The 19,246-nt window shown below is 60.4% G+C and carries 20 protein-coding genes; 6 read left to right on the top strand and 14 right to left on the bottom strand.

The window, feature by feature from the left end; translation table 11 throughout:
• Window positions 1–48: 48 nt before the first annotated feature.
• The 5 genes from L6D63_RS05730 to tssA are packed head-to-tail and all read right to left on the bottom strand — an operon-like array spanning window position 49 to window position 4,601.
• On the bottom strand, window positions 49–573 hold the full coding sequence (locus L6D63_RS05730) for a PAAR domain-containing protein (RefSeq protein ID WP_131670754.1): 525 nt from the start codon (window positions 571–573) through the stop codon (window positions 49–51).
• A gap of 11 nt (window positions 574–584) precedes the next feature.
• The gene (gene tssE, locus L6D63_RS05725) at window positions 585–992 is read right to left on the bottom strand and encodes a type VI secretion system baseplate subunit TssE (RefSeq protein WP_047297307.1); all 408 of its coding nucleotides are present in this window, start codon (window positions 990–992) and stop codon (window positions 585–587) included.
• 9 nt (window positions 993–1,001) lie between these two features.
• The gene (tssC, locus tag L6D63_RS05720; RefSeq protein WP_003229584.1) at window positions 1,002–2,477 is read right to left on the bottom strand and encodes a type VI secretion system contractile sheath large subunit; all 1,476 of its coding nucleotides are present in this window, start codon (window positions 2,475–2,477) and stop codon (window positions 1,002–1,004) included.
• Between the two features lie 25 nt (window positions 2,478–2,502).
• A complete protein-coding gene (gene tssB / locus L6D63_RS05715) occupies window positions 2,503–3,006 on the bottom strand; it encodes a type VI secretion system contractile sheath small subunit (protein ID WP_003229587.1) in 504 nt (167 codons plus the stop codon).
• A 32-nt stretch (window positions 3,007–3,038) separates the two neighbouring features.
• On the bottom strand, window positions 3,039–4,601 hold the full coding sequence (gene tssA, locus L6D63_RS05710; protein ID WP_047297308.1) for a type VI secretion system protein TssA: 1,563 nt from the start codon (window positions 4,599–4,601) through the stop codon (window positions 3,039–3,041).
• A 753-nt stretch (window positions 4,602–5,354) separates the two neighbouring features.
• Here tssA and L6D63_RS05705 point away from each other — a divergent pair.
• Window positions 5,355–5,711: a hypothetical protein gene (locus L6D63_RS05705; protein ID WP_047297309.1), complete on the top strand. Its 357-nt coding sequence runs from the start codon at window positions 5,355–5,357 to the stop codon at window positions 5,709–5,711.
• 95 nt (window positions 5,712–5,806) lie between these two features.
• Here the strand turns inward: L6D63_RS05705 and L6D63_RS05700 are convergent, their stop codons facing one another.
• The 3 genes from L6D63_RS05700 to L6D63_RS05690 all read right to left on the bottom strand — a co-directional run bounded on the left by L6D63_RS05700 (window position 5,807) and on the right by L6D63_RS05690 (window position 7,609).
• Entirely contained in the window at window positions 5,807–6,082 is a 276-nt protein-coding gene (locus tag L6D63_RS05700) for an HU family DNA-binding protein (protein ID WP_003213368.1), read from the bottom strand.
• A gap of 190 nt (window positions 6,083–6,272) precedes the next feature.
• Entirely contained in the window at window positions 6,273–7,421 is a 1,149-nt protein-coding gene (locus tag L6D63_RS05695; protein WP_131670755.1) for an NAD(P)/FAD-dependent oxidoreductase, read from the bottom strand.
• Between the two features lie 20 nt (window positions 7,422–7,441).
• Window positions 7,442–7,609 carry a rubredoxin gene (locus tag L6D63_RS05690; RefSeq protein WP_041071620.1) on the bottom strand — a complete coding sequence of 56 codons (168 nt, stop codon included), beginning with the start codon at window positions 7,607–7,609 and terminating at the stop codon, window positions 7,442–7,444.
• A gap of 201 nt (window positions 7,610–7,810) precedes the next feature.
• Here L6D63_RS05690 and L6D63_RS05685 point away from each other — a divergent pair, with 201 nt between their 5' ends.
• Window positions 7,811–8,371: a chorismate--pyruvate lyase family protein gene (locus L6D63_RS05685; protein ID WP_047297311.1), complete on the top strand. Its 561-nt coding sequence runs from the start codon at window positions 7,811–7,813 to the stop codon at window positions 8,369–8,371.
• Window positions 8,371–9,261: a 4-hydroxybenzoate octaprenyltransferase gene (ubiA, locus tag L6D63_RS05680; RefSeq protein ID WP_047297312.1), complete on the top strand. Its 891-nt coding sequence runs from the start codon at window positions 8,371–8,373 to the stop codon at window positions 9,259–9,261. The genes L6D63_RS05685 and ubiA overlap by 1 nt, the downstream gene beginning before the upstream one ends.
• A 61-nt stretch (window positions 9,262–9,322) precedes the next feature.
• Here the strand turns inward: ubiA and L6D63_RS05675 are convergent, their stop codons facing one another.
• Window positions 9,323–9,700 carry a COG4315 family predicted lipoprotein gene (locus tag L6D63_RS05675; protein ID WP_041071626.1) on the bottom strand — a complete coding sequence of 126 codons (378 nt, stop codon included), beginning with the start codon at window positions 9,698–9,700 and terminating at the stop codon, window positions 9,323–9,325.
• A gap of 151 nt (window positions 9,701–9,851) precedes the next feature.
• Here L6D63_RS05675 and phoB point away from each other — a divergent pair, with 151 nt between their 5' ends.
• From phoB to L6D63_RS05660, 3 genes are all read left to right on the top strand, one after another.
• The gene (phoB, locus tag L6D63_RS05670; protein WP_003229608.1) at window positions 9,852–10,541 is read left to right on the top strand and encodes a phosphate regulon transcriptional regulator PhoB; all 690 of its coding nucleotides are present in this window, start codon (window positions 9,852–9,854) and stop codon (window positions 10,539–10,541) included.
• A gap of 74 nt (window positions 10,542–10,615) precedes the next feature.
• Window positions 10,616–11,902, top strand: coding sequence for a phosphate regulon sensor histidine kinase PhoR (gene phoR / locus L6D63_RS05665; RefSeq protein ID WP_230679407.1), 1,287 nt, complete (start codon window positions 10,616–10,618; stop codon window positions 11,900–11,902).
• Between the two features lie 123 nt (window positions 11,903–12,025).
• Window positions 12,026–13,366 carry a hemolysin family protein gene (locus tag L6D63_RS05660; RefSeq protein WP_007962298.1) on the top strand — a complete coding sequence of 447 codons (1,341 nt, stop codon included), beginning with the start codon at window positions 12,026–12,028 and terminating at the stop codon, window positions 13,364–13,366.
• A 186-nt stretch (window positions 13,367–13,552) separates the two neighbouring features.
• Here the strand turns inward: L6D63_RS05660 and L6D63_RS05655 are convergent, their stop codons facing one another.
• The 5 genes from L6D63_RS05655 to pstA all read right to left on the bottom strand — a co-directional run bounded on the left by L6D63_RS05655 (window position 13,553) and on the right by pstA (window position 19,245).
• Window positions 13,553–14,449 (bottom strand): peptidoglycan DD-metalloendopeptidase family protein, encoded by an 897-nt coding sequence (locus tag L6D63_RS05655; RefSeq protein ID WP_041071631.1) that lies wholly within the window; start codon window positions 14,447–14,449, stop codon window positions 13,553–13,555.
• Window positions 14,450–14,635: 186 nt separating this feature from the next.
• A complete protein-coding gene (locus L6D63_RS05650) occupies window positions 14,636–15,544 on the bottom strand; it encodes a response regulator (RefSeq protein ID WP_131670756.1) in 909 nt (302 codons plus the stop codon).
• Window positions 15,545–15,722: 178 nt separating this feature from the next.
• A complete protein-coding gene (phoU, locus tag L6D63_RS05645; protein WP_007962290.1) occupies window positions 15,723–16,484 on the bottom strand; it encodes a phosphate signaling complex protein PhoU in 762 nt (253 codons plus the stop codon).
• 72 nt (window positions 16,485–16,556) lie between these two features.
• Window positions 16,557–17,390 carry a phosphate ABC transporter ATP-binding protein PstB gene (gene pstB, locus L6D63_RS05640; protein WP_007962289.1) on the bottom strand — a complete coding sequence of 278 codons (834 nt, stop codon included), beginning with the start codon at window positions 17,388–17,390 and terminating at the stop codon, window positions 16,557–16,559.
• Between the two features lie 184 nt (window positions 17,391–17,574).
• Window positions 17,575–19,245, bottom strand: coding sequence for a phosphate ABC transporter permease PstA (pstA, locus tag L6D63_RS05635; protein ID WP_131670757.1), 1,671 nt, complete (start codon window positions 19,243–19,245; stop codon window positions 17,575–17,577).
• Window position 19,246 lies beyond the last annotated feature (1 nt).

Here is a 19,246-nt window from a genome sequence, read left to right as displayed (position 1 = left end):
CTTCAAACCTTAGAAACCGAAGCTCACGTATAAAAACCAGCCAAGCACTCAGCCAATCATCACTTCAGTTTGTTGTTCAATTATTAATTCCACCGCCTCGGCCTGAGCGGAAGAAATTTTCTGCGTTTTTCCATCAGCACTGGTAACACCATTGATGATCTTTCCCGAAGCGGTTTTCAATGTGTACGCCACACCCGCCATTGGCTTGCCTGTGTCCTGGCAATTGATCGTAAAGTGCTCATCGAACGGCCATTTGATCTCCACCGGTAACGGCGGCACAAACGGCGCCGGCGAATGCGAATTGCCGATAATCACCGTCCCGGAGCCGGCAGTGACCTTGTTGCCATGGGCCCCGACTGAACCTACGGTGGCGGCAGGTTTGCCATTGATCAAAACCGTGGTCGCCAGATCGCCAACCAACGCACCACCACACGCCGAGGCATCGCCTTGGCGGGCGGCCGCGAGGCCGTCGAAGAACACGTCGCCGGAACCGGCGGCGATCGGGTTGGTACCGTGGCCAGGAAGTGGGCAAGCGGTGGGGTCGGATACGCGTGCTGCGGGTTTGCCAGACATCGGGAATCTCCTTAGGTGACCTTCACTTGACCGCTGCCATCCAGGCGCGCGGAAAAACTGACCTGACGCTTGAACCCCTCGACTTCCAGCAGGCCTTCGATGCTGAAGGCCAGCCGCAACTGGTCGTGGTCACGCGGCAGGGAAATGACACGCACGTTGCTCAGGCGCGGCTCGTAGGCTTCGATGAAGTTTTCGATGGCCAGACGGGCCTGACTCAGGGAGTCGTGCAGGCTCAGACGCATGTCATTGAGATCGGGCAACCCGTAGTCGGCCAGCGTTTGCACGCTGCCGGCCCGGGTGCTGAGCATTTTGGCCAGATGGGCAGCCACTGACGCCATGGCACAAGCCTCAAGGCTGTTGCCCTTGCGTAGTTCCACGTCGCCGTTGAGGCGTTCGAAGAGGCTGCCGTATCCGTCCATGAGTCGCTCTTACTCTTTGTCCAGCTTGCCAACCAGCGACAGGGTGAAATCGGCACCCATGTACTTGAAGTGCGGGCGCACGTTCAAGCTCACGCGGTACCAGCCCGGCTCGCCTTCAACGTCACTGACGATCACTTGCGCAGCGCGCAGCGGACGACGGCCACGCACTTCGGCGCTCGGGTTTTCCTGGTCGGCCACGTACTGGCGGATCCACTTGTTCAGTTCCAGTTCGAGGTCGGTACGCTCTTTCCACGAACCGAGTTGCTCGCGCTGCAGCACTTTGAGGTAGTGAGCCAGGCGGTTGACGATCATCATGTACGGCAGTTGGGTGCCAAGCTTGTAGTTCAGCTCTGCCGCCTTGCCTTCTGCGCTGATGCCGAAGAACTTCGGCTTCTGCACCGAACTGGCGGAGAAGAACGCCGCGTTGTCGGAACCTTTGCGCATGGTCAGGGAGATAAAGCCTTCCTCGGCCAGTTCGTATTCACGACGGTCGGAGACCAGAACCTCGGTCGGGATCTTGGTTTCGATTTCGCCCATGCTTTCGAAGTGGTGCAACGGCAGATCTTCAACCGCGCCACCGCTCTGTGGGCCGATGATGTTCGGGCACCAGCGGAATTTGGCGAAGCTGTCGGTCAGCTTGGTGCCGAACGCGAACGCGGTGTTGCCCCACAGGTAGTGCTCGTGGCTGTTGGCAACGGTTTCCTTGTACACGAACGATTTGACCGGGTTTTCTTCCGGATCGTACGGGTTACGCAGCAGGAAACGCGGCACGGTCAGGCCAACGTAACGGGAGTCTTCCGAAGTACGGAAGCTCTGCCATTTGGCGAACTGCGGGCCTTCGAAGTGGTCTTTCAGATCCTTCAGATCCGGCAGGCCGGTGAAGCTTTCGAGACCGAAGAATTTCGGGCCGGCCGCGGCGATGAACGGCGCGTGGGACATGCAGGAAACGCTGGCCACGTACTGCATCAGTTTCACGTCCGGCGAGCTTGGGGACATGAAGTAGTTGGCGATGATCGCGCCCACCGGCTGACCACCGAACTGGCCGTATTCAGCGGTGTAGATGTGCTTGTACAGGCCCGACTGCATGACTTCCGGCGAATCTTCGAAATCGTCCAGCAGGTCTTCTTTGGAGACGTTGAGGATTTCGATCTTGATATTTTCGCGGAAGTTGGTGCGGTCGACCAGCAACTGCAGGCCACGCCACGACGATTCCAGCGCCTGGAAATCCGGGTGGTGCAGGATTTCGTCCATCTGACGGCTGAGCTTGGCATCGATCTCGGCGATCATGCGGTCAACCATGGCCTTCTTGACCGGCTCACCGTTGTTCTGCGGCTTGAGCAGTTCTTCGATGAACGCCGAGACGCCACGCTTGGCGATGTCGTAGGCTTCGTCGTCCGGAGTCAGACGGGTTTCGGCGATGATGCTGTCGAGAATGCTGTATTCGCCGCTCTCGGCGCTCTTCTCTTGTGCTGCGCTAGTGCTCATTGTGTTGGCTTCCTTGGCTGGAGTCTCAGGCGTCCGGGGCTGCGGCGTTCAGGCCCAGCTCACCGAGTACGCGACCGCGGGATTCGTCGTCGGCGAGCACGCCTTCGATCGCTTTACGGAACGCAGGTGCGTTACCCAGCGGGCCTTTGAGGGCCACCAGCGCATCGCGCAGTTCCATCAGTTTTTTCAGCTCAGGCACTTGCTCGACCAGGCTGGCCGGGTTGAAGTCCTTCATCGAATTGACGCGCAATTGCACAGCCAGCTCGTCGGCCTCGCCATCTTCCTGCAGACGGTTCGGCACGCTCAGCGTCAGACCCAGTTCTTGCTTGGCCAACACTTCGTCGAAGGTCATCTTGTCGATGCTGATCGGCTTGCGATCTTCGATTTTGCGATCGTCCTTGCGGTGGGTGTAGTCACCGATTGCCAGCAGCTTCAGCGGCAGTTCAATCTCTTCCTGAGCACCGCCGGTGGCGGGTTTGAAGGTGACGTTGATGCGTTCCTTGGGGGCTACCGAGCCTTCTTTGGCCATGGCTTTTCTCCTTGCGGTTGTGGCCCTGGGGCCTATTCGAGTACCACTTCGAGATCGAGGTGGCACAGCCTGCGATAAATCTCTTCCTTGCGTTCACGCACTGCATGGTTCTGCGGCAACAGCTCGCAGCAACTGTGCAGCAGGTGCAGCACTTCCAATGCAAGATCGGGCTCCCAGGCGTGCAGGCCTGAGTCCTGTAATGTCTGATCGAGGGTTTCGAGCTGGTTCTTGGCCAGTTCGTATTTCTTGGCCATGAAGCACAGCCGCGCGAGGGCGAACTGCCAGAAGAACCGCTCGCGTCCGCCGTGGGCCGTTTGCAGGCCTTGCTTGAGAATCTGCACAGCAGGCTTGAGGCCTTCCTTGCGCAGCAGCGGCAGCACGTCCTGCAGGGCTTTTTCCCAGGCGGGCTGGGTTTCGACGTCGTCGGTTTCGACCTTGCGCGGCGCGCTGGCGCTTTGCAGGTGCGGCATGACATTGCCGGCGATCCACGCCCGGGTGGACGGATCGGCAAACGGCGCACCGTCATGGAAGCGACATTCGATAATGCCGGGCAGGCGCTGAACCAAAAGCGCGAAGTGGATTTCCACTTCGCGCATTGCCATCTCGGCGTTGAGGTTCTGGAGACACTCCCAGACCATCCTCTGGCCGTCGAACCAGAACGGCGCCTTCGCCAGGCTCGCCTCCAGTTCCACTAGCAGGTCGGCGTATTTGCCTTGATCGAAGCGATCCTGGTACTGCTTGAGCTTGTCCACCGGCAGACCGCGCAACACGGTGATCTGCTCGGCGTTGCGCTCGGGCACCGCGTCGATCGGCAGCCACAGCAAAGTACGGTTCAGACGCAGGGCGCGCAGGTCGGTGGCCTTCTGCTTGAGCCACCAGGCACACAACGGACGCGCGCTTTCCTGCTGGGCGCGCAGTGCCTTGTAAGCGTCTTTTTCGTTGTCGATCGGTGCGCCGGGGGTCAGCAGCTGGCTCGCGGCCTGCTTGACCTGCGCCACCGCCGCACCCACCACACCAGGGGCCGGCTGATTGTCGGCGGCACGCTGGATCATGGTTTTCAGGCGACGCGAGAGCGGCAACAGCAGCGGCGCATCGTCGCCCAAATGTTCGGTGCACGCGGCATCGAGACCGGCCAGGTGCTCGGACAACTGCCGGAACATCGGCAGTTGCTCCTTGATCGCGATGTTTTCGGTGAGCACCTGCTCCAGGCGCGGCACCAGCCAGCCGATGGCGGCGGCACGGGTGCGCGGTTTGAGCGGATGAACGTCGGCCCAGTGGTTTTCCGACAGATGGTGCAGCAGACCGAGGCCGGCCAGCAGCCCGGGGAAGGATTCGCGCTGGTACAGCGACCAGGTCAGCCAGGCGCCGACACGCAAATCCTTGGATTGGGTACGCAGCAGGTTTTCACTGTTTTCACGGATTTTCAGCCAGTCGATCTGCCCGCTTTCGTGCATCGACGAGGCTTTGGCCAGCTCGCTTTCCAGCGCCTCGAATTCGCTCGAAAAACGAACGTCTTCGCCCGCGAAATTCTCTTTGGAAACAGAGACTTTTGCGAGTTCGAGGTAATGGGCGGAAAGTTTGCTTGAGTAGGACATCCATGGCCTTTATTCAGGATTACAGTCAGGCGCCTGTTGGAGTTACCGCGGCGCGGGACAGTATCGAAGAGCGGTGAAGCGACTCATCCAATTGAGATGTGCTCTTTCAAGTGGGCGCATCGTAATCACTATGATGGCCACTAGCAAGCATCTGATTAAACAACAAGACGAAGTGTTCATTGGGCTGTGTAAGAGATCACCCTATATATGGCAGGGGAATCCCTGATGGCGAATTATATTGTGAACATTCGCCCTGCGCCCTCAAAACCCTTGATCCAGAGCGGCCCGATCCAGCTTGCACAAATCGCATCGAACATCCGGCCCATTACACGGCGGCCAGCATGACAACTCTCGAAAAAAATAGAAGTAGGATTCTTCCGAAAACCCGCTGGATTTTACAAACAATTCACTGGCGACAACGCGCAACAACAAAAGTGCCATCAAATTGATGGCAATTCATTTTTCTGAAACTTTATCCATCTCGTGAATGCTGCACTTCAGTGCCAACTCAATAATTATCGAAGTGCGATCCAACAGTCATTTCCAGCCCTTAAGCAACACTTCCATGCCGAAAATACTCTGATAAATGTCAGGGATAATTCTTACATCGTTTTATTTCCCACGTTGCCAGCTTGCCTTGGTAAATTCTTTTCGACCGGCAATGTCAACCAGACCGGCTGACTGTTGAGCCACGGTCCGAAGCCTGCATCTCATTCGGCTCCCGAGCCCGGAGCCGCCAAGGAGCTTTACCTCATGGAATTGAAACCCCTGTTGTTCGCAGCACTGATGTCGCTACCCGTCACTCAAGCCTCTGCAGAGACACCGCCACTGGATGGTCATTACTATCTGACCGGCGCAATGGAAATGGGCGCTGAATTGCTGTTGCGCAAGGACGGCACGTTTGACGCCGGCGTGGCGTACGGCAGCGCAGACGGCTTTGCCAAAGGCACCTGGCGGGTGGAGAACAACACCGTGACGCTGAAGAGCGAGACCAAAGCGGCGTCGAACAGCGATTTGTCTGGCCTGTTTCAGGATCTGCAACTGGCCATCGAACCGAACTGTCTGGCCGTGGATTTCGGCAACGGCAAGGCCTGTTTCCGACGTCAGTAAGCCGATGGGCAGCCACAAAAAATGGGCACCCGACCGCAATCGGTGTGCCCATTTTTATTGCAGTTCTCCCTGCTCGTCAGGGAGTTCGCCGCAATTTAAGGATTGACGCTGTCTTTAAGCGACTTGCCTGGCTTGAATGCCACGGTGTTGCTGGCTTTGATCTTCACCGGCTCACCGGTTTGCGGGTTCTTGCCGGTGCGGGCGCCGCGGTGGCGTTGCAGGAAGGTGCCGAAGCCCACCAGCGTGACGCTGTCCTTGCGGTGCAGAGCGCCGGTGATTTCTTCGAGGACGGCGTTGAGAACGCGGTTGGCCTGTTCTTTGGTCAGATCCGCTTTTTCAGCGATTGCAGCGGCGAGTTCTGGTTTACGCATTAGTGAAGCCCCTTTGACGGTTTTTTGTTGTTATGTCCGTGCTGTTCTCGTTGGAACAGCGCCCAAGGCGCCGCAGGCTCTACTCTGCGGCAGACGGGAGTGAGAATGGCACGCGGATACCGGCGGCGCCAGTCTCCCCGCGACCTTTGTAGGGGCAAAAGCGGGGTGATTCCGACAGAACGACCGGTATTTACGCCAGCAGGGGCGGAAGCTGTTTGTTCAGGGCGAGTTTTTCCATCACTGCCGCGCCAGTCAGCGCGTAACCGAGCAACTGACCCTCGGCGCTGTGGCACAGGGCCTTGATTTCGGCGCCCTGCCCTTCGACGGTCCAGACGCCTTCGCTGCCCCTTGGCGGTGGCGAAACGACCAACGGGCACACCGGGGTTTTCACCGTGATCGGCATCGCGCCGTAGCTCACCGCCGTCGGATTACCCGCCAGGGTTTGTGCCAGCGCACGCGCACAGCTCATGAGGGGCATCACGTACAACAGATTCAGCCCATCGACCTCGGCGCAGTCGCCCAGGGCGTAGATATTGGGGTGGGACGTTTTCAGATACCGGTCGACAACAACGCCGCGGTTGACCTGCACCCCGGCCGCCGCGGCCAGATCAATGCGCGGACGCAGGCCGATGGCCGACACCACCACATCGCAGGCAATCACCTGACCGTCGGACAGATGCGCTTCCAGCCCGTCCGCGACTTTTTGCAGGCGGGTCAGCACCGGGCCAAGGTGAAAACGCGCGCCCAGGCTTTCCAGCCCGGCCTGCACGGCGGCCGCAGCGGCCGGGTGCAGCAGCATCGGCATCACTTGCTCGCACGGCGCCACCAGTTGCACCTCGTAGCCGCCGAGGATCAGGTCGTTGGCGAATTCGCAGCCGATCAGGCCCGCTCCCAGCAGCAATACGCGGCGCTTGCCAGCAGCGGCGGCACGAAAGCGTGCGTAGTCTTCGAGATCGTTGATCGGGAATACCAGTTCGGCGCCATCGCCTTCGATCGGCACCCGCACGGTTTCCGCGCCCCAGGCGAGGATCAGGTCGCGGTAGTACACCGCTTCTTCGCCGATCCACAGGCGCTTGTGGCCGGCGTCGATGCCGCTGATGCGCGTGTGGGTGCGCACTTCGGCCTTCAATTGCTCGGCCATCGCGCCGGGTTCGGCCATGCTCAGGCCGTCGGCGTCCTTGTTCTTGCCGAAACCGGTGGAGAGCATCGGTTTGGAGTATGAGCGGCCATCATCTGCAGTAATCAGCAGCAGCGGGGTTTCGCTGTCGAGCTTGCGAAACTCCCGGGCCAGGTTGTAGCCCGCCAGGCCGGTGCCGATGATGACGACAGGTGCGCTCATGCCTTACTCCTTGTTGGTGCTTAGTTGATTTCGATCATTTCGAAGTCGAGTTTGCCGACGCCACAGTCCGGGCACAGCCAGTCTTCCGGCACGTCCTGCCACAGGGTGCCCGGCGCGATGCCGTCATCCGGCCAGCCGTCAGCTTCGTTGTAGATCAGGCCGCAGACGATGCATTGCCACTTTTTCATTCAGGTACTTCCTCAGGGTTTCAGGCTTTGGTCGGCGCGGACGGTCGATGGTGGTTGTGCTGCCGTCCGGCTCAGGGCGTTTTGTACTGAGGGTGCCGGGCAGATGCAAGCCTGTTCGGCGCAACGGCGACCCGGATCCATCAAATTCGCAGCACGCCATGTTAAGCTCGCCGCCTCATTTGCGGCCAATAATGACTCATTGTGCACCATTCAAATGCCTGCCCGGCCCCGCTCTGGCTGACTCAAAGCCGACTGACGTCCCTTCCCGATTCGTTGACCCTGAACTGGTTGTTCGACGAAGGCTCGCTGACCCGCCGCCTGACGCGGCTGTCGAATGACGGCTTCAGTGTCACGCCGCTGTTCGAAGGCTGGGACACTTTGCGCAGCGACGAATGCGCGGCGCTGGATCTGGCCGAAGGCAGCGAAGGCTGGGTGCGCGAGGTGTATCTGCGCGGTCACGGCGAAGCCTGGGTGTTCGCCCGCAGCGTGGCGTCACGCGCCGCCCTGCAAGGCGACGGCTTGCACATGGATGAACTGGGCAGCCGCTCGCTGGGCGAACTGCTGTTTTGCGACCACGCCTTCCAGCGCCGCGCCATCGAGGTCTGCCACTACCCGCAGGACTGGTTGCCGTCAGCCTGCCAGGCGCCCGAACTGTGGGGCCGCCGTTCGCGCTTCGACCGTGGCGCCTTGAGCGTGCTGGTGGCGGAGATTTTCCTGCCGACGCTGTGGAACGCCGCCCGCGCCCATCCGGAGAACTGCTGATGTACCAGAGCCTGCTCAAGTCCCTGAACCGTTTGAATCCACGCGCCTGGGATTTCATTCAGTTGACGCGCATGGACAAGCCGATCGGCATTTACCTGCTGCTGTGGCCGACGCTATGGGCGCTATGGATTGCCGGTAAGGGCGCGCCTTCGCTGGCCAATATCGTGATTTTCGTCCTTGGTGTGGTACTGACCCGCGCCGGGGGTTGCGTGATCAACGACTGGGCCGACCGCAAGGTTGATGGCCACGTCAAACGCACCGCGCAACGACCGCTGGCCAGCGGCAAGGTCAGTTCGAAAGAGGCGCTGGTGTTCTTCGCGCTGCTGATGGGCGTGAGTTTCCTGCTGGTGCTGTGCACTAATGCGCCGACCATCTGGCTGTCGCTGGGCGGCCTGGCGCTGGCGTTCACCTATCCGTTCATGAAGCGCTACACCTATTACCCGCAAGTGGTGCTCGGCGCGGCGTTCTCGTGGGGCATGCCGATGGCGTTCACCGCCGAAACCGGCGAACTGCCTGCCGCCGCGTGGCTGCTGTGGATCGCCAATCTGTTGTGGACAGTGGGTTACGACACCTATTACGCGATGACCGATCGTGACGATGACCTGAAGATCGGCGTGAAATCCACGGCAATTCTGTTCGGCGATGCGGACCGGGTGATCATCCTGACGTTGCAGGCGCTGTCGCTCGGCTGCCTGTTGCTGGCCGGGTCGAAGTTCGAGCTGGGGACGTGGTTCCATCTCGGCCTGCTGGTGGCCGCTGGCTGTTATGCGTGGGAGTTCTGGTACACCCGCGATCGCGACCGCATGCGTTGCTTCAAGGCGTTCTTGCACAACCATTGGGCCGGATTGGCGATTTTTGTCGGGATCGTGCTGGATTACGCGTTGCGCTGATCCACAAAAACCTGTGGGAGCGAGCCTGCTCGCTCCCACAGGGACGTAGTTACTGCAGGAATCAGTGTTTAGGCATGTGCCACATGTCCTTGAACCCTTCCCCCTTCATGTCGCCGGGTTTTTCATCCATTTTGAAGGTGTAAAGCGGCTTGCCGTCATATGCCCACTGCATGGTGCCGTCATCACGCTTGATGGGGGTGAATTTGCCTTCAGCCTTGGCACCCGCCGGCGCCATCATCGGCGGCCAGTTCTTCGCGCAATCGCCGTTGCACATCGATTTACCGCCCGTGTCCTTGTCGAAGGTGTACACGGTCATGCCTTTGTGATCGGTCATCATGCCGTCTTTCATCATGACCGGGTCGGCGGCGAACGCCATCGACGGTAATGCAACGGCAGCAGCCATCAGCAGGGCTTTGAAAGAAGCAGTCATTTGAGTCATGGAAACCTTCTTTTGTGGTTGTCAGGATTCGGACTTAGAGCTTAGTCCAGGATCACGCCAACCGCCGGACGACTAAAATACTGTCACACGACTGCAATAATTCCGTTATCTAATGCGGCGCAAGACAGTTAAATGACAAGAGGATTAAGGCATGGTTGGCAGGAGCATTCTGATCGTCGACGACGAAGCGCCCATTCGCGAAATGATCGCCGTTGCGTTGGAAATGGCCGGCTATGACTGCCTCGAGGCGGAGAACTCGCAGCAGGCACACGCCATCATCGTTGACCGCAAACCGGACCTGATCCTGCTCGACTGGATGCTGCCCGGCACCTCCGGCATCGAACTGGCCCGCCGCCTCAAGCGTGACGAACTGACCGGGGACATCCCGATCATCATGCTCACCGCCAAGGGCGAAGAGGACAACAAGATTCAGGGTCTTGAAGTCGGCGCCGACGACTACATCACCAAGCCGTTTTCCCCACGCGAACTGGTCGCCCGCCTCAAGGCTGTGCTGCGTCGCGCCGGCCCGACCGATGGCGAAGCACCAATCGAAGTCGGCGGCCTGCTGCTCGACCCGATCAGCCACCGCGTGACCATCGACGGCCGTCCGGCCGAGATGGGCCCGACCGAATACCGTCTGCTGCAATTCTTCATGACTCACCAGGAACGCGCCTACACGCGCGGGCAGTTGCTGGATCAGGTCTGGGGCGGCAACGTCTATGTTGAAGAGCGCACCGTCGACGTACACATCCGGCGCCTGCGCAAGGCCCTCGGCGATGCCTACGAAAATCTGGTACAAACCGTGCGCGGCACCGGCTACCGGTTTTCCACCAAGGCCTGATCCGACCGCCAGACTCGCTGACAAGGACCGTATTTTCCGTGAATCAAAACTGGCATGGCACCCTGATTCGCCACATGCTGTTGCTGGTCACCGCCTGCCTGGTGATCGGTTTGATCAGCGGCTATTACGGCTGGAGCCTCGCTGCCGGCCTGGGCCTGTATCTGGCCTGGACGCTCAAGCAACTGCTGCGCCTGCACGAATGGCTGCGTCTGCACCAACCCGATGAAGCACCGCCCGATGGCTATGGCCTGTGGGGCGAGGTGTTCGACAGCATCTACCACCTGCAACGCCGCGACCAAAGGGTACGCGGACGCCTGCAAGCGGTGATCGACCGGGTACAGGAGTCCACCGCCGCGCTCAAAGATGCGGTGATCATGCTCGACAGCGACGGCAATCTGGAATGGTGGAACCGCGCTGCCGAAACCCTGCTCGGCCTCAAGACCCCGCAGGACAGTGGCCAACCGGTGACCAACCTGGTGCGCCATCCGCGCTTCAAGGAATACTTCGAGCAGGACAGCTACGCCGAACCGCTGGAAATCCCTTCGCCGACCAATGATCGGGTGCGCATTCAGCTGTACCTGACGCGCTACGGCAACAATGAACATTTGATGCTGGTGCGCGACGTCACGCGCATCCATCAACTGGAACAGATGCGCAAAGACTTCATCGCCAACGTCTCCCACGAACTGCGCACGCCGCTGACGGTGATCTGCGGCTACCTGGAAACCCTGCTCGACAATGTCGAGGAAGTGAATCCGCGCTGGAGTCGCGCCCTGCAGCAGATGCAGCAACAGGGCGGGCGCATGCAGACCCTGCTCAACGACCTGCTGTTGCTGGCGAAACTGGAAGCCACCGATTACCCGTCGGACAATCAGCCGGTGCAGATCGACACCCTGCTGCAGTCGATCAAAAGCGATGCGCAGCAGTTGTCCGGGCAGAAAAACCAGAAAATCACCCTCGAAGCCGATGGCAAGATCCTGCTCAAGGGCAGCGAGGCGGAACTGCGCAGCGCCTTCTCCAACCTGGTGTTCAACGCCGTGAAGTACACCCCGGCCGAGGGCAACATCCGCATTCGCTGGTGGGGCGACGAGCAAGGCGCGCACCTGAGCGTGCAGGACTCCGGGATCGGCATCGACAGCAAGCACCTGCCGCGCCTGACCGAACGCTTCTACCGTGTCGACTCCAGTCGCAACTCCAACACCGGCGGCACCGGGCTGGGCCTGGCAATCGTCAAACATGTGTTGCTGCGCCACCGCGCACGGATGGAGATCAGCAGCGTGCCTGGTCATGGCAGCACGTTCACCTGCCACTTCGCCCCGGCCCAGGTGGCCCATGCACGGGCCATCAGCGCCGCCGAGTGATACCGGCCAGCACGCGCCACTAGGCAATCGCCAAGTCAGCCGCTACATTGGCTGACTTGCGTCTGCCTTTCAGGCGCGATTTTTTCTCTCTTACGAATCACACGGAACCTGCAAAACTCCATCATGGACCCTTCCCCTGGCTTGTCCCTCGCTACGATTTTCGCCGATTTCGGCATGATTCTTTTCGCTCTGATCCTGGTGTTGCTCAACGGCTTCTTCGTTGCGGCGGAATTTGCCATGGTCAAACTGCGCTCGACCCGGGTCGAGGCCATCGCCGACAAGAACGGCTGGCGCGGGCACATCCTGCGCACCGTTCACAGTCAACTGGATGCGTACCTCTCGGCCTGTCAGCTCGGTATCACCCTCGCCTCCCTCGGTCTGGGCTGGGTCGGTGAACCGGCGTTCGCGCACCTGCTCGAGCCGCTGCTGAGCGCGGTCGGCGTGCAGTCGCCGGAAGTGGTCAAAGGCATTTCGTTCTTTACCGCGTTCTTCATCATTTCCTACCTGCACATCGTGGTCGGTGAGCTGGCGCCCAAGTCATGGGCGATCCGCAAACCCGAGCTGCTGTCGCTGTGGACGGCAGTGCCGCTGTACCTGTTCTACTGGGCGATGTACCCGGCGATCTACCTGCTCAACGCCAGCGCCAACGCGATTCTGCGCATCGCCGGCCAAGGCGAACCCGGCCCGCACCACGAACACCATTACAGCCGCGAAGAACTGAAACTGATCCTGCACTCCAGCCGTGGTCAGGACCCGAGCGACCAGGGCATGCGCGTGCTGGCCTCGGCGGTGGAGATGGGCGAACTGGAGGTGGTCGACTGGGCCAACTCCCGCGAAGACCTGATTACCCTGGAATTCAACGCGCCGCTGAAAGAAATTCTCGCGATGTTCCGCCGCCACAAGTTCAGCCGTTACCCGGTGTACGACAGCGAGCGCCAGGAGTTCGTCGGTCTGTTGCACATCAAGGACCTGCTGCTGGAGCTGGCGGCGCTGGACCACATTCCGGAGTCGTTCAACCTGGCCGAGCTGACCCGCCCGCTGGAGCGCGTGTCGCGGCACATGCCGCTGTCGCAGCTGCTGGAGCAGTTCCGCAAGGGCGGCTCGCACTTCGCCGTGGTGGAAGAGGCCGACGGCAACATCATCGGCTACCTGACCATGGAAGACGTGCTGGAAGTGCTGGTCGGCGACATCCAGGACGAACACCGCAAGGCCGAGCGCGGGATCCTCGCGTATCAGCCGGGCAAGCTGCTGGTACGCGGCGACACGCCGCTGTTCAAGGTTGAACGCCTGCTCGGTATCGACCTGGATCACATCGAAGCGGAAACCCTCGCCGGGCTGGTCTATGAAACCCTCAAGCGCGTCCCGGAAGAGGAAGAAGTGCTGGAAGTCGAAGGCCTGCGGATCATCATCAAGAAGATGAAAGGGCCGAAGATTGTGCTGGCCAAGGTGTTGATGCTGGATTGATGGGTGTTTTGGGGGACGCTTCTGTGGTGAGGGGATTTATCCCCGATGGGTCGCGGAGCGTCCCTGTAATCTGCAATCGCGTAACTCCTGACTCAATGCCTTCAATGATTTTGGGACGGCTGCGCCGTCCATCGGGGATAAATCCCCTCACCACAAAAGCCCCTCCACAGCGGCCCCCTAACGGTTTTACTGTTTGCCCAACGCAAAGTTGGGCAATGCCCCCAGCGGCTGGTTGAACTGATACGGAATCGACACCAGCCCCTGCCCGGTATTGCGCTGCACCACAAAGTGCAGGTGCGGACCGCTGCTGTTGCCGGTATTGCCCGACAGTGCCAGCGGGCTGCCGACCGTCACCCGCTGCCCCTCGCGCACGCTCACCGAACCTTGCTTGAGGTGCAGGTACACGCCCATCGTGCCGTCGTCATGCAGCACCCGGACGAAATTGCCGGACGCATCATTGCCGCGCCCGCTCTGCGAATTTTCGGTTTTCACCACCACCCCGGCCCGTGCGGCGATGATCGGCGTGCCGACCGGCATGGCGATGTCCATCGCATACCGGTTCTTCGGCCCGTAATGGCTGTACTGGCCATTGGCGCCCTGACTCAGACGGAACGGCCCGCCCCGCCACGGCAACGGATAGCGATAGCTTTGCGCGGCGCCTGCAGGGTCACCCAGGGAATACTGAAATTGCGGTGAATACACCAGCGGCTGACCCTGGGTAATCGCTGTGAGCAGTGCCAACCGGGTATTACTGCGCGCAGGCAGCACTCGGCGGATGGTCTGGGCCGGCACGCCACGCACGTTGCTCATCCCGGTAAACGCCAGCGCAATCTCGACCGGTGCATACAGATCGTTGCGCACGAACACCACGTCGGCGCCCTTCTGCTTCTTGATGTCGAGGTACACCTGGCGCTCCAGATGTTCGACCATGCGGTCCTGAAACACGAACACCTGCGAGCCTTTGCTCGGCCGATCGCTGTACGACACGACACCGTTGGCATCGGTGGATTTGTAGATGGTCATGGCCACAGTCGAGGTGGAGGCCAGGAAAAGACCACAGAGAAACAGCAGGCGCGCGAGCATGGGCAGGAATCTGTCGAAGGAAGGCCTGGAAAAGAGCCTAGCAGCTGAGACAGACCAGGCTAGTCGACAGATGTTTCAAATTGCCCAGCGCACAAAGCAAAAGATCGCAGCCTGCGGCAGCTCCTACAGGGAAATGCATTCCAATGTAGGAGCTGCCGCAGGCTGCGATCTTTTCACAGACGCCGCTTACGCGCCCGGAACGAAGTGCTTCTGCGCCGTACCGCGGGCGATCAGGCGGGAGATGTAGTCGAGCTTCTGCGCATCCTGGTCGACGAAACGGAATGTCAGTTGCAGCCAGTCGCTGTCGGCTTTCTGTTCGTGGGCAACGATGGCGTGCAGGTAGCCGTTGAGGCGGGCGATTTCGGCGTTGTCGCCCTGCTCCAGATCGAGCACGGCGCTGTCGAGAATCTGCGGCAGGGTCTCGGTGCGTTTCACCACCAACAGCGCTTCCTTGATGCTCAGGGCCTTGATCACGCATTGCTGGGTGCCGCCCGGCAGGCGCAACTGGCCCTGGCCACGACCTCCGGCCGGGGCTTTGGAGGCGGCCGGAGCCTGGACTGGCGGGCTGTTGAGCAAGCCGCGGGACGGCGCCGCAGCAGGTGCCGGCGCAGCACCGACCACCGCAGGCTTGCCACCGGTCAACGCGCTCAGGGAATCGTTGCCGAATGCCGAATTCATCTTGGTCGGCGCGCTGTTCATCAGAGTGTCGAGCTTGCCGACCTTGTTCAGCGCCTGCTTGACCTTGGTCAGCAGTTGCTCGTTGGTGAACGGCTTGCTGACATAGCCGGAAACGCCGGCCTGAATCGCCTGCACCACGTTCTCTTTATCACCACGGCTGGTGACCATGATGAATGGCATGGTCTTGAGATTGTCCTGCTCGCGGCACCAGGTCAGCAGTTCAAGACCGGACATTTCCGGCATTTCCCAGTCGCACAGCACCAGGTCGAATGCTTCCTTGGCCAACATGGCCTGAGCCTTTTTGCCGTTGATGGCATCCTCGGTGCGGATCCCCGGGAAGTAATTACGCAGGCACTTTTTCACCAGGTCGCGAATGAACGAAGCGTCGTCCACGACCAACACACTGATCTTGCTCATCCAACACCCCTATAAAAATCCCGGCAAGCATACCGCTTTGCTGATGGCACATTGCCAACAATCTTCAGTCACGCCGGGACTTTTCGTTCGCGGGTGCTGCTTTTTAATTCGATTCTCTGCTCAATCGCCCTAAACAAAAACGCCCGGCCAAAGGGCCGGGCGCTTTTCTCAGGCAATCTTACTTATCGTCAGCATCGCCCGGAACATTAGCGGTTTCGCCGCTTGTGCCTTGAACTTCTTCTTTCATGCGTTTGAGGCCCAGGTGCCGCACATCGGTGCCGCGTACCAGGTAGATCACCAACTCCGAGATGTTGCGCGCGTGGTCGCCGATACGCTCCAGCGAACGCAGCACCCAGATGATGCTCAAAACCCGCGAAATAGAGCGCGGGTCTTCCATCATGTAGGTGGCCAGCTCACGCAGCGCGGTCTTGTATTCGCGGTCGATGACCTTGTCGTATTGCGCCACCGACAGGGCCAGATCGGCGTCGAAGCGGGCAAAGGCGTCCAGCGCATCGCGCACCATGTTGCGCACTTGATCGCCGATATGGCGCACTTCGACATAACCGCGCGGCGCTTCGCCTTCTTCGCACAGCTGAATGGCACGGCGGGCAATCTTGGTCGCTTCGTCGCCGATGCGCTCCAGATCGATCACCGACTTGGAGATGCTGATGATCAGACGCAGGTCGGACGCCGCCGGCTGCCGACGGGCGAGAATGCGCAGGCATTCTTCGTCGATGTTGCGTTCCATCTGATTGATCTGGTCGTCGATCTCGCGCACCTGCTGAGCCAGGCCGGAGTCGGCCTCGATCAGTGCGGTGACCGCGTCGTTGACCTGCTTCTCGACCAGCCCGCCCATGGCCAGCAGGTGGCTGCGCACTTCTTCCAGTTCAGCGTTGAACTGCGCGGAGATGTGGTGGGTAAGGCCTTCTTTACTAATCATGTTGGCGTCCTTGGAGCGTCCGGTAAGGTGCGGCGGGCCGCAGCGTCAATTTCTGTGAGCAACCGCCATCTGCTAGCCGTAACGACCGGTGATGTAGTCTTCGGTCTGCTTCTTCGCCGGATTGGTGAACAGGGTGTCGGTGTCGCCGAATTCCACCAGTTTGCCCATGTACATGAACGCCGTGTAGTCGGAAACACGCGCGGCCTGCTGCATGTTGTGGGTCACGATGACGATGGTGAACTTGGACTTCAGCTCGTAGATCAGCTCTTCGACTTTCAGGGTCGAGATCGGGTCGAGGGCCGAGCACGGTTCGTCGAGCAGCAACACTTCCGGTTCAACGGCGATGGTGCGGGCTATCACCAGACGCTGCTGCTGACCACCGGACAGGCCGAGTGCCGAGTCATGCAGACGGTCTTTGACCTCATCCCACAGGGCCGCGCCTTTCAACGCCCACTCGACGGCTTCGTCGAGGATGCGCTTCTTGTTGATGCCCTGGATACGCAGGCCGTAGACCACGTTTTCGTAGATGGTCTTGGGGAACGGGTTGGGCTTCTGGAACACCATGCCGACGCGGCGACGCAATTCGGCGACGTCTTCACCCTTGCGATAGATGTTGTTGCCGTACAGGTTGATCGCACCTTCGACACGGCAGCCGTCCACCAGGTCGTTCATGCGGTTGAAGGTGCGCAGCAGCGTGGACTTGCCGCAGCCGGACGGGCCGATGAACGCGGTCACGCGCTGTTTCGGGATGTTCATGCTGACGTCGAACAGCGCCTGCTTCTCACCGTAGAACAGGCTCAGACCCGGGACTTCGATGGCTACCGTTTCCTGCTCGAGGCTCAGGCTCTGCTTGTCGCGACCCAGGGCCGACATGTTGATGCCGTGGGTATGTGTTTCGTGCTGCATGGGAGGCTCCCTGTGCTAACAAATTCGGTTCGTTGTACCGCCGGACAACGCCAGCGGGTTACTCAAATTCTGTGTCTGTCGCGATTCCTGTGGGAGCTGGCTTGCCAGCGATGGCATCACCGCGGTGTTACTGGCAGACCGAGTCGTCTGCATCGCTGGCAAGCCAGCTCCCACAGGGTTTGTGTCAACTATCCAGCGCTTTGTATTTTTCGCGCAGGTGGTTACGAATCCACACCGCCGACAGGTTCAACGTGGCGATCACCAGCACCAGCAGCAACGCCGTGGCGTACACCAGCGGCCGTGCCGCTTCGACGTTCGGGCTCTGGAAGCCGACGTCATAGATGTGGAAGCCCAGGTGCATGATCTTCTGGTCCAGGTGCAGGTACGGGTAATTGCCGTCGACCGGCAGCGACGGTGCCAGTTTCACTACACCCACCAGCATCAGCGGCGCCACTTCACCGGCGGCGCGAGCCACGGCGAGGATCATGCCGGTCATCATGGCCGGGCTGGCCATTGGCAGGACGATCTTCCACAGCGTCTCGGCCTTGGTCGCGCCCAGTGCCAGCGAGCCTTCACGGACGGTGCGCGGGATACGCGCCAGACCTTCCTCGGTCGCCACGATCACCACCGGCACCGCCAGCAGCGCCAGGGTCAACGAAGCCCAGAGCAGACCCGGTGTGCCGAACGTCGGCGCCGGCAGCGCTTCAGGGAAGAACAGACGGTCGACCGATCCACCCAGCACGTAGACGAAGAAGCCCAGGCCGAACACGCCGTAGACGATCGCCGGCACACCAGCGAGGTTGTTCACCGCGATGCGGATCACTCGGGTCAGGGTGTTCTGCTTGGCGTATTCACGCAGGTACACCGCCGCCAGCACGCCGAACGGGGTGACGATCATTGCCATGATCAGGGTCATCATCACGGTGCCGAAAATCGCCGGGAAGATCCCGCCTTCAGTGTTCGCTTCCCGCGGGTCATCCGAGAGGAACTCCCAGACCTTGCCGAAGTAGAAACCGATCTTGGTCATCGTGCCCATGGCGTTCGGCTGATAAGCATGAACCACTTTGCCCAGGCTGATTTCGATCTCTTTGCCGTTGGCATCGCGGGCGGTCAACGCGTCGCGGTTGAACTGCGCATGCAGATCGCTCAGGCGTGCTTCGACGTCCTGATAACGCGCGTTCAGCTCGGCACGCTCTGCGTCCATGTCCGCTTGCGCGGTGGCGTCGAGCTTGCCGTCCAGTTCCAGTTTGCGCCCGTGCAGACGGATGCGTTCCAGCCCTGCGTTGATCGCACCGATGTCAGTCTTTTCCAGCGATTTGAGCTGCGCGGCGAGGCCGTTCACGCGGTTGATCCGCGCTTGCAGCTCTGGCCATGCGGCTTCGCCCTCGGCGATAACCTTGCCGTCCTGCTTGACGTTGACCAGGTAGCCGTAGAAGTTGCCCCACTCGCGACGCTCGATCGCCATCAGTTCCGGCGGCGTGGTCTGCTTGGTCAGCCATTCGCCGACCACCCAGGTGAAGTCGTTGCCGTTCAGGTCACGGTTGCCGACCTTGATCAGCTCGCGGGTCATGAATTCCGGGCCCTGATCAGGCACCGGCAAACCGGCGCTCTTCAGACGCGCTCGCGGCACTTCTTCCTTCTGTACGATTTCGCCGATCACCAAGTGATTGGCCTGGCCCGGCACGTCGTAGCTGGCATGCACCAGGTCTGCCGGCCAGAAGTGACCCAGACCGCGCACGGCAATCACTGCCAGCAGGCCAATGGTCATGATGACCGCGATGGACACCGCGCCACCGCTGATCCAGACGCCGGGGGCGCCGCTCTTGAACCATCCTTTCAGGGAGTTCTGTTTCACA

This window comes from Pseudomonas parakoreensis (assembly GCF_021602155.1).
In the GTDB taxonomy this organism is placed as follows: domain Bacteria; phylum Pseudomonadota; class Gammaproteobacteria; order Pseudomonadales; family Pseudomonadaceae; genus Aquipseudomonas; species Aquipseudomonas parakoreensis.
The sequence above is the reverse complement of the archived record's forward strand: the minus strand, read 5'-3'. Positions and strand labels throughout refer to the sequence as shown.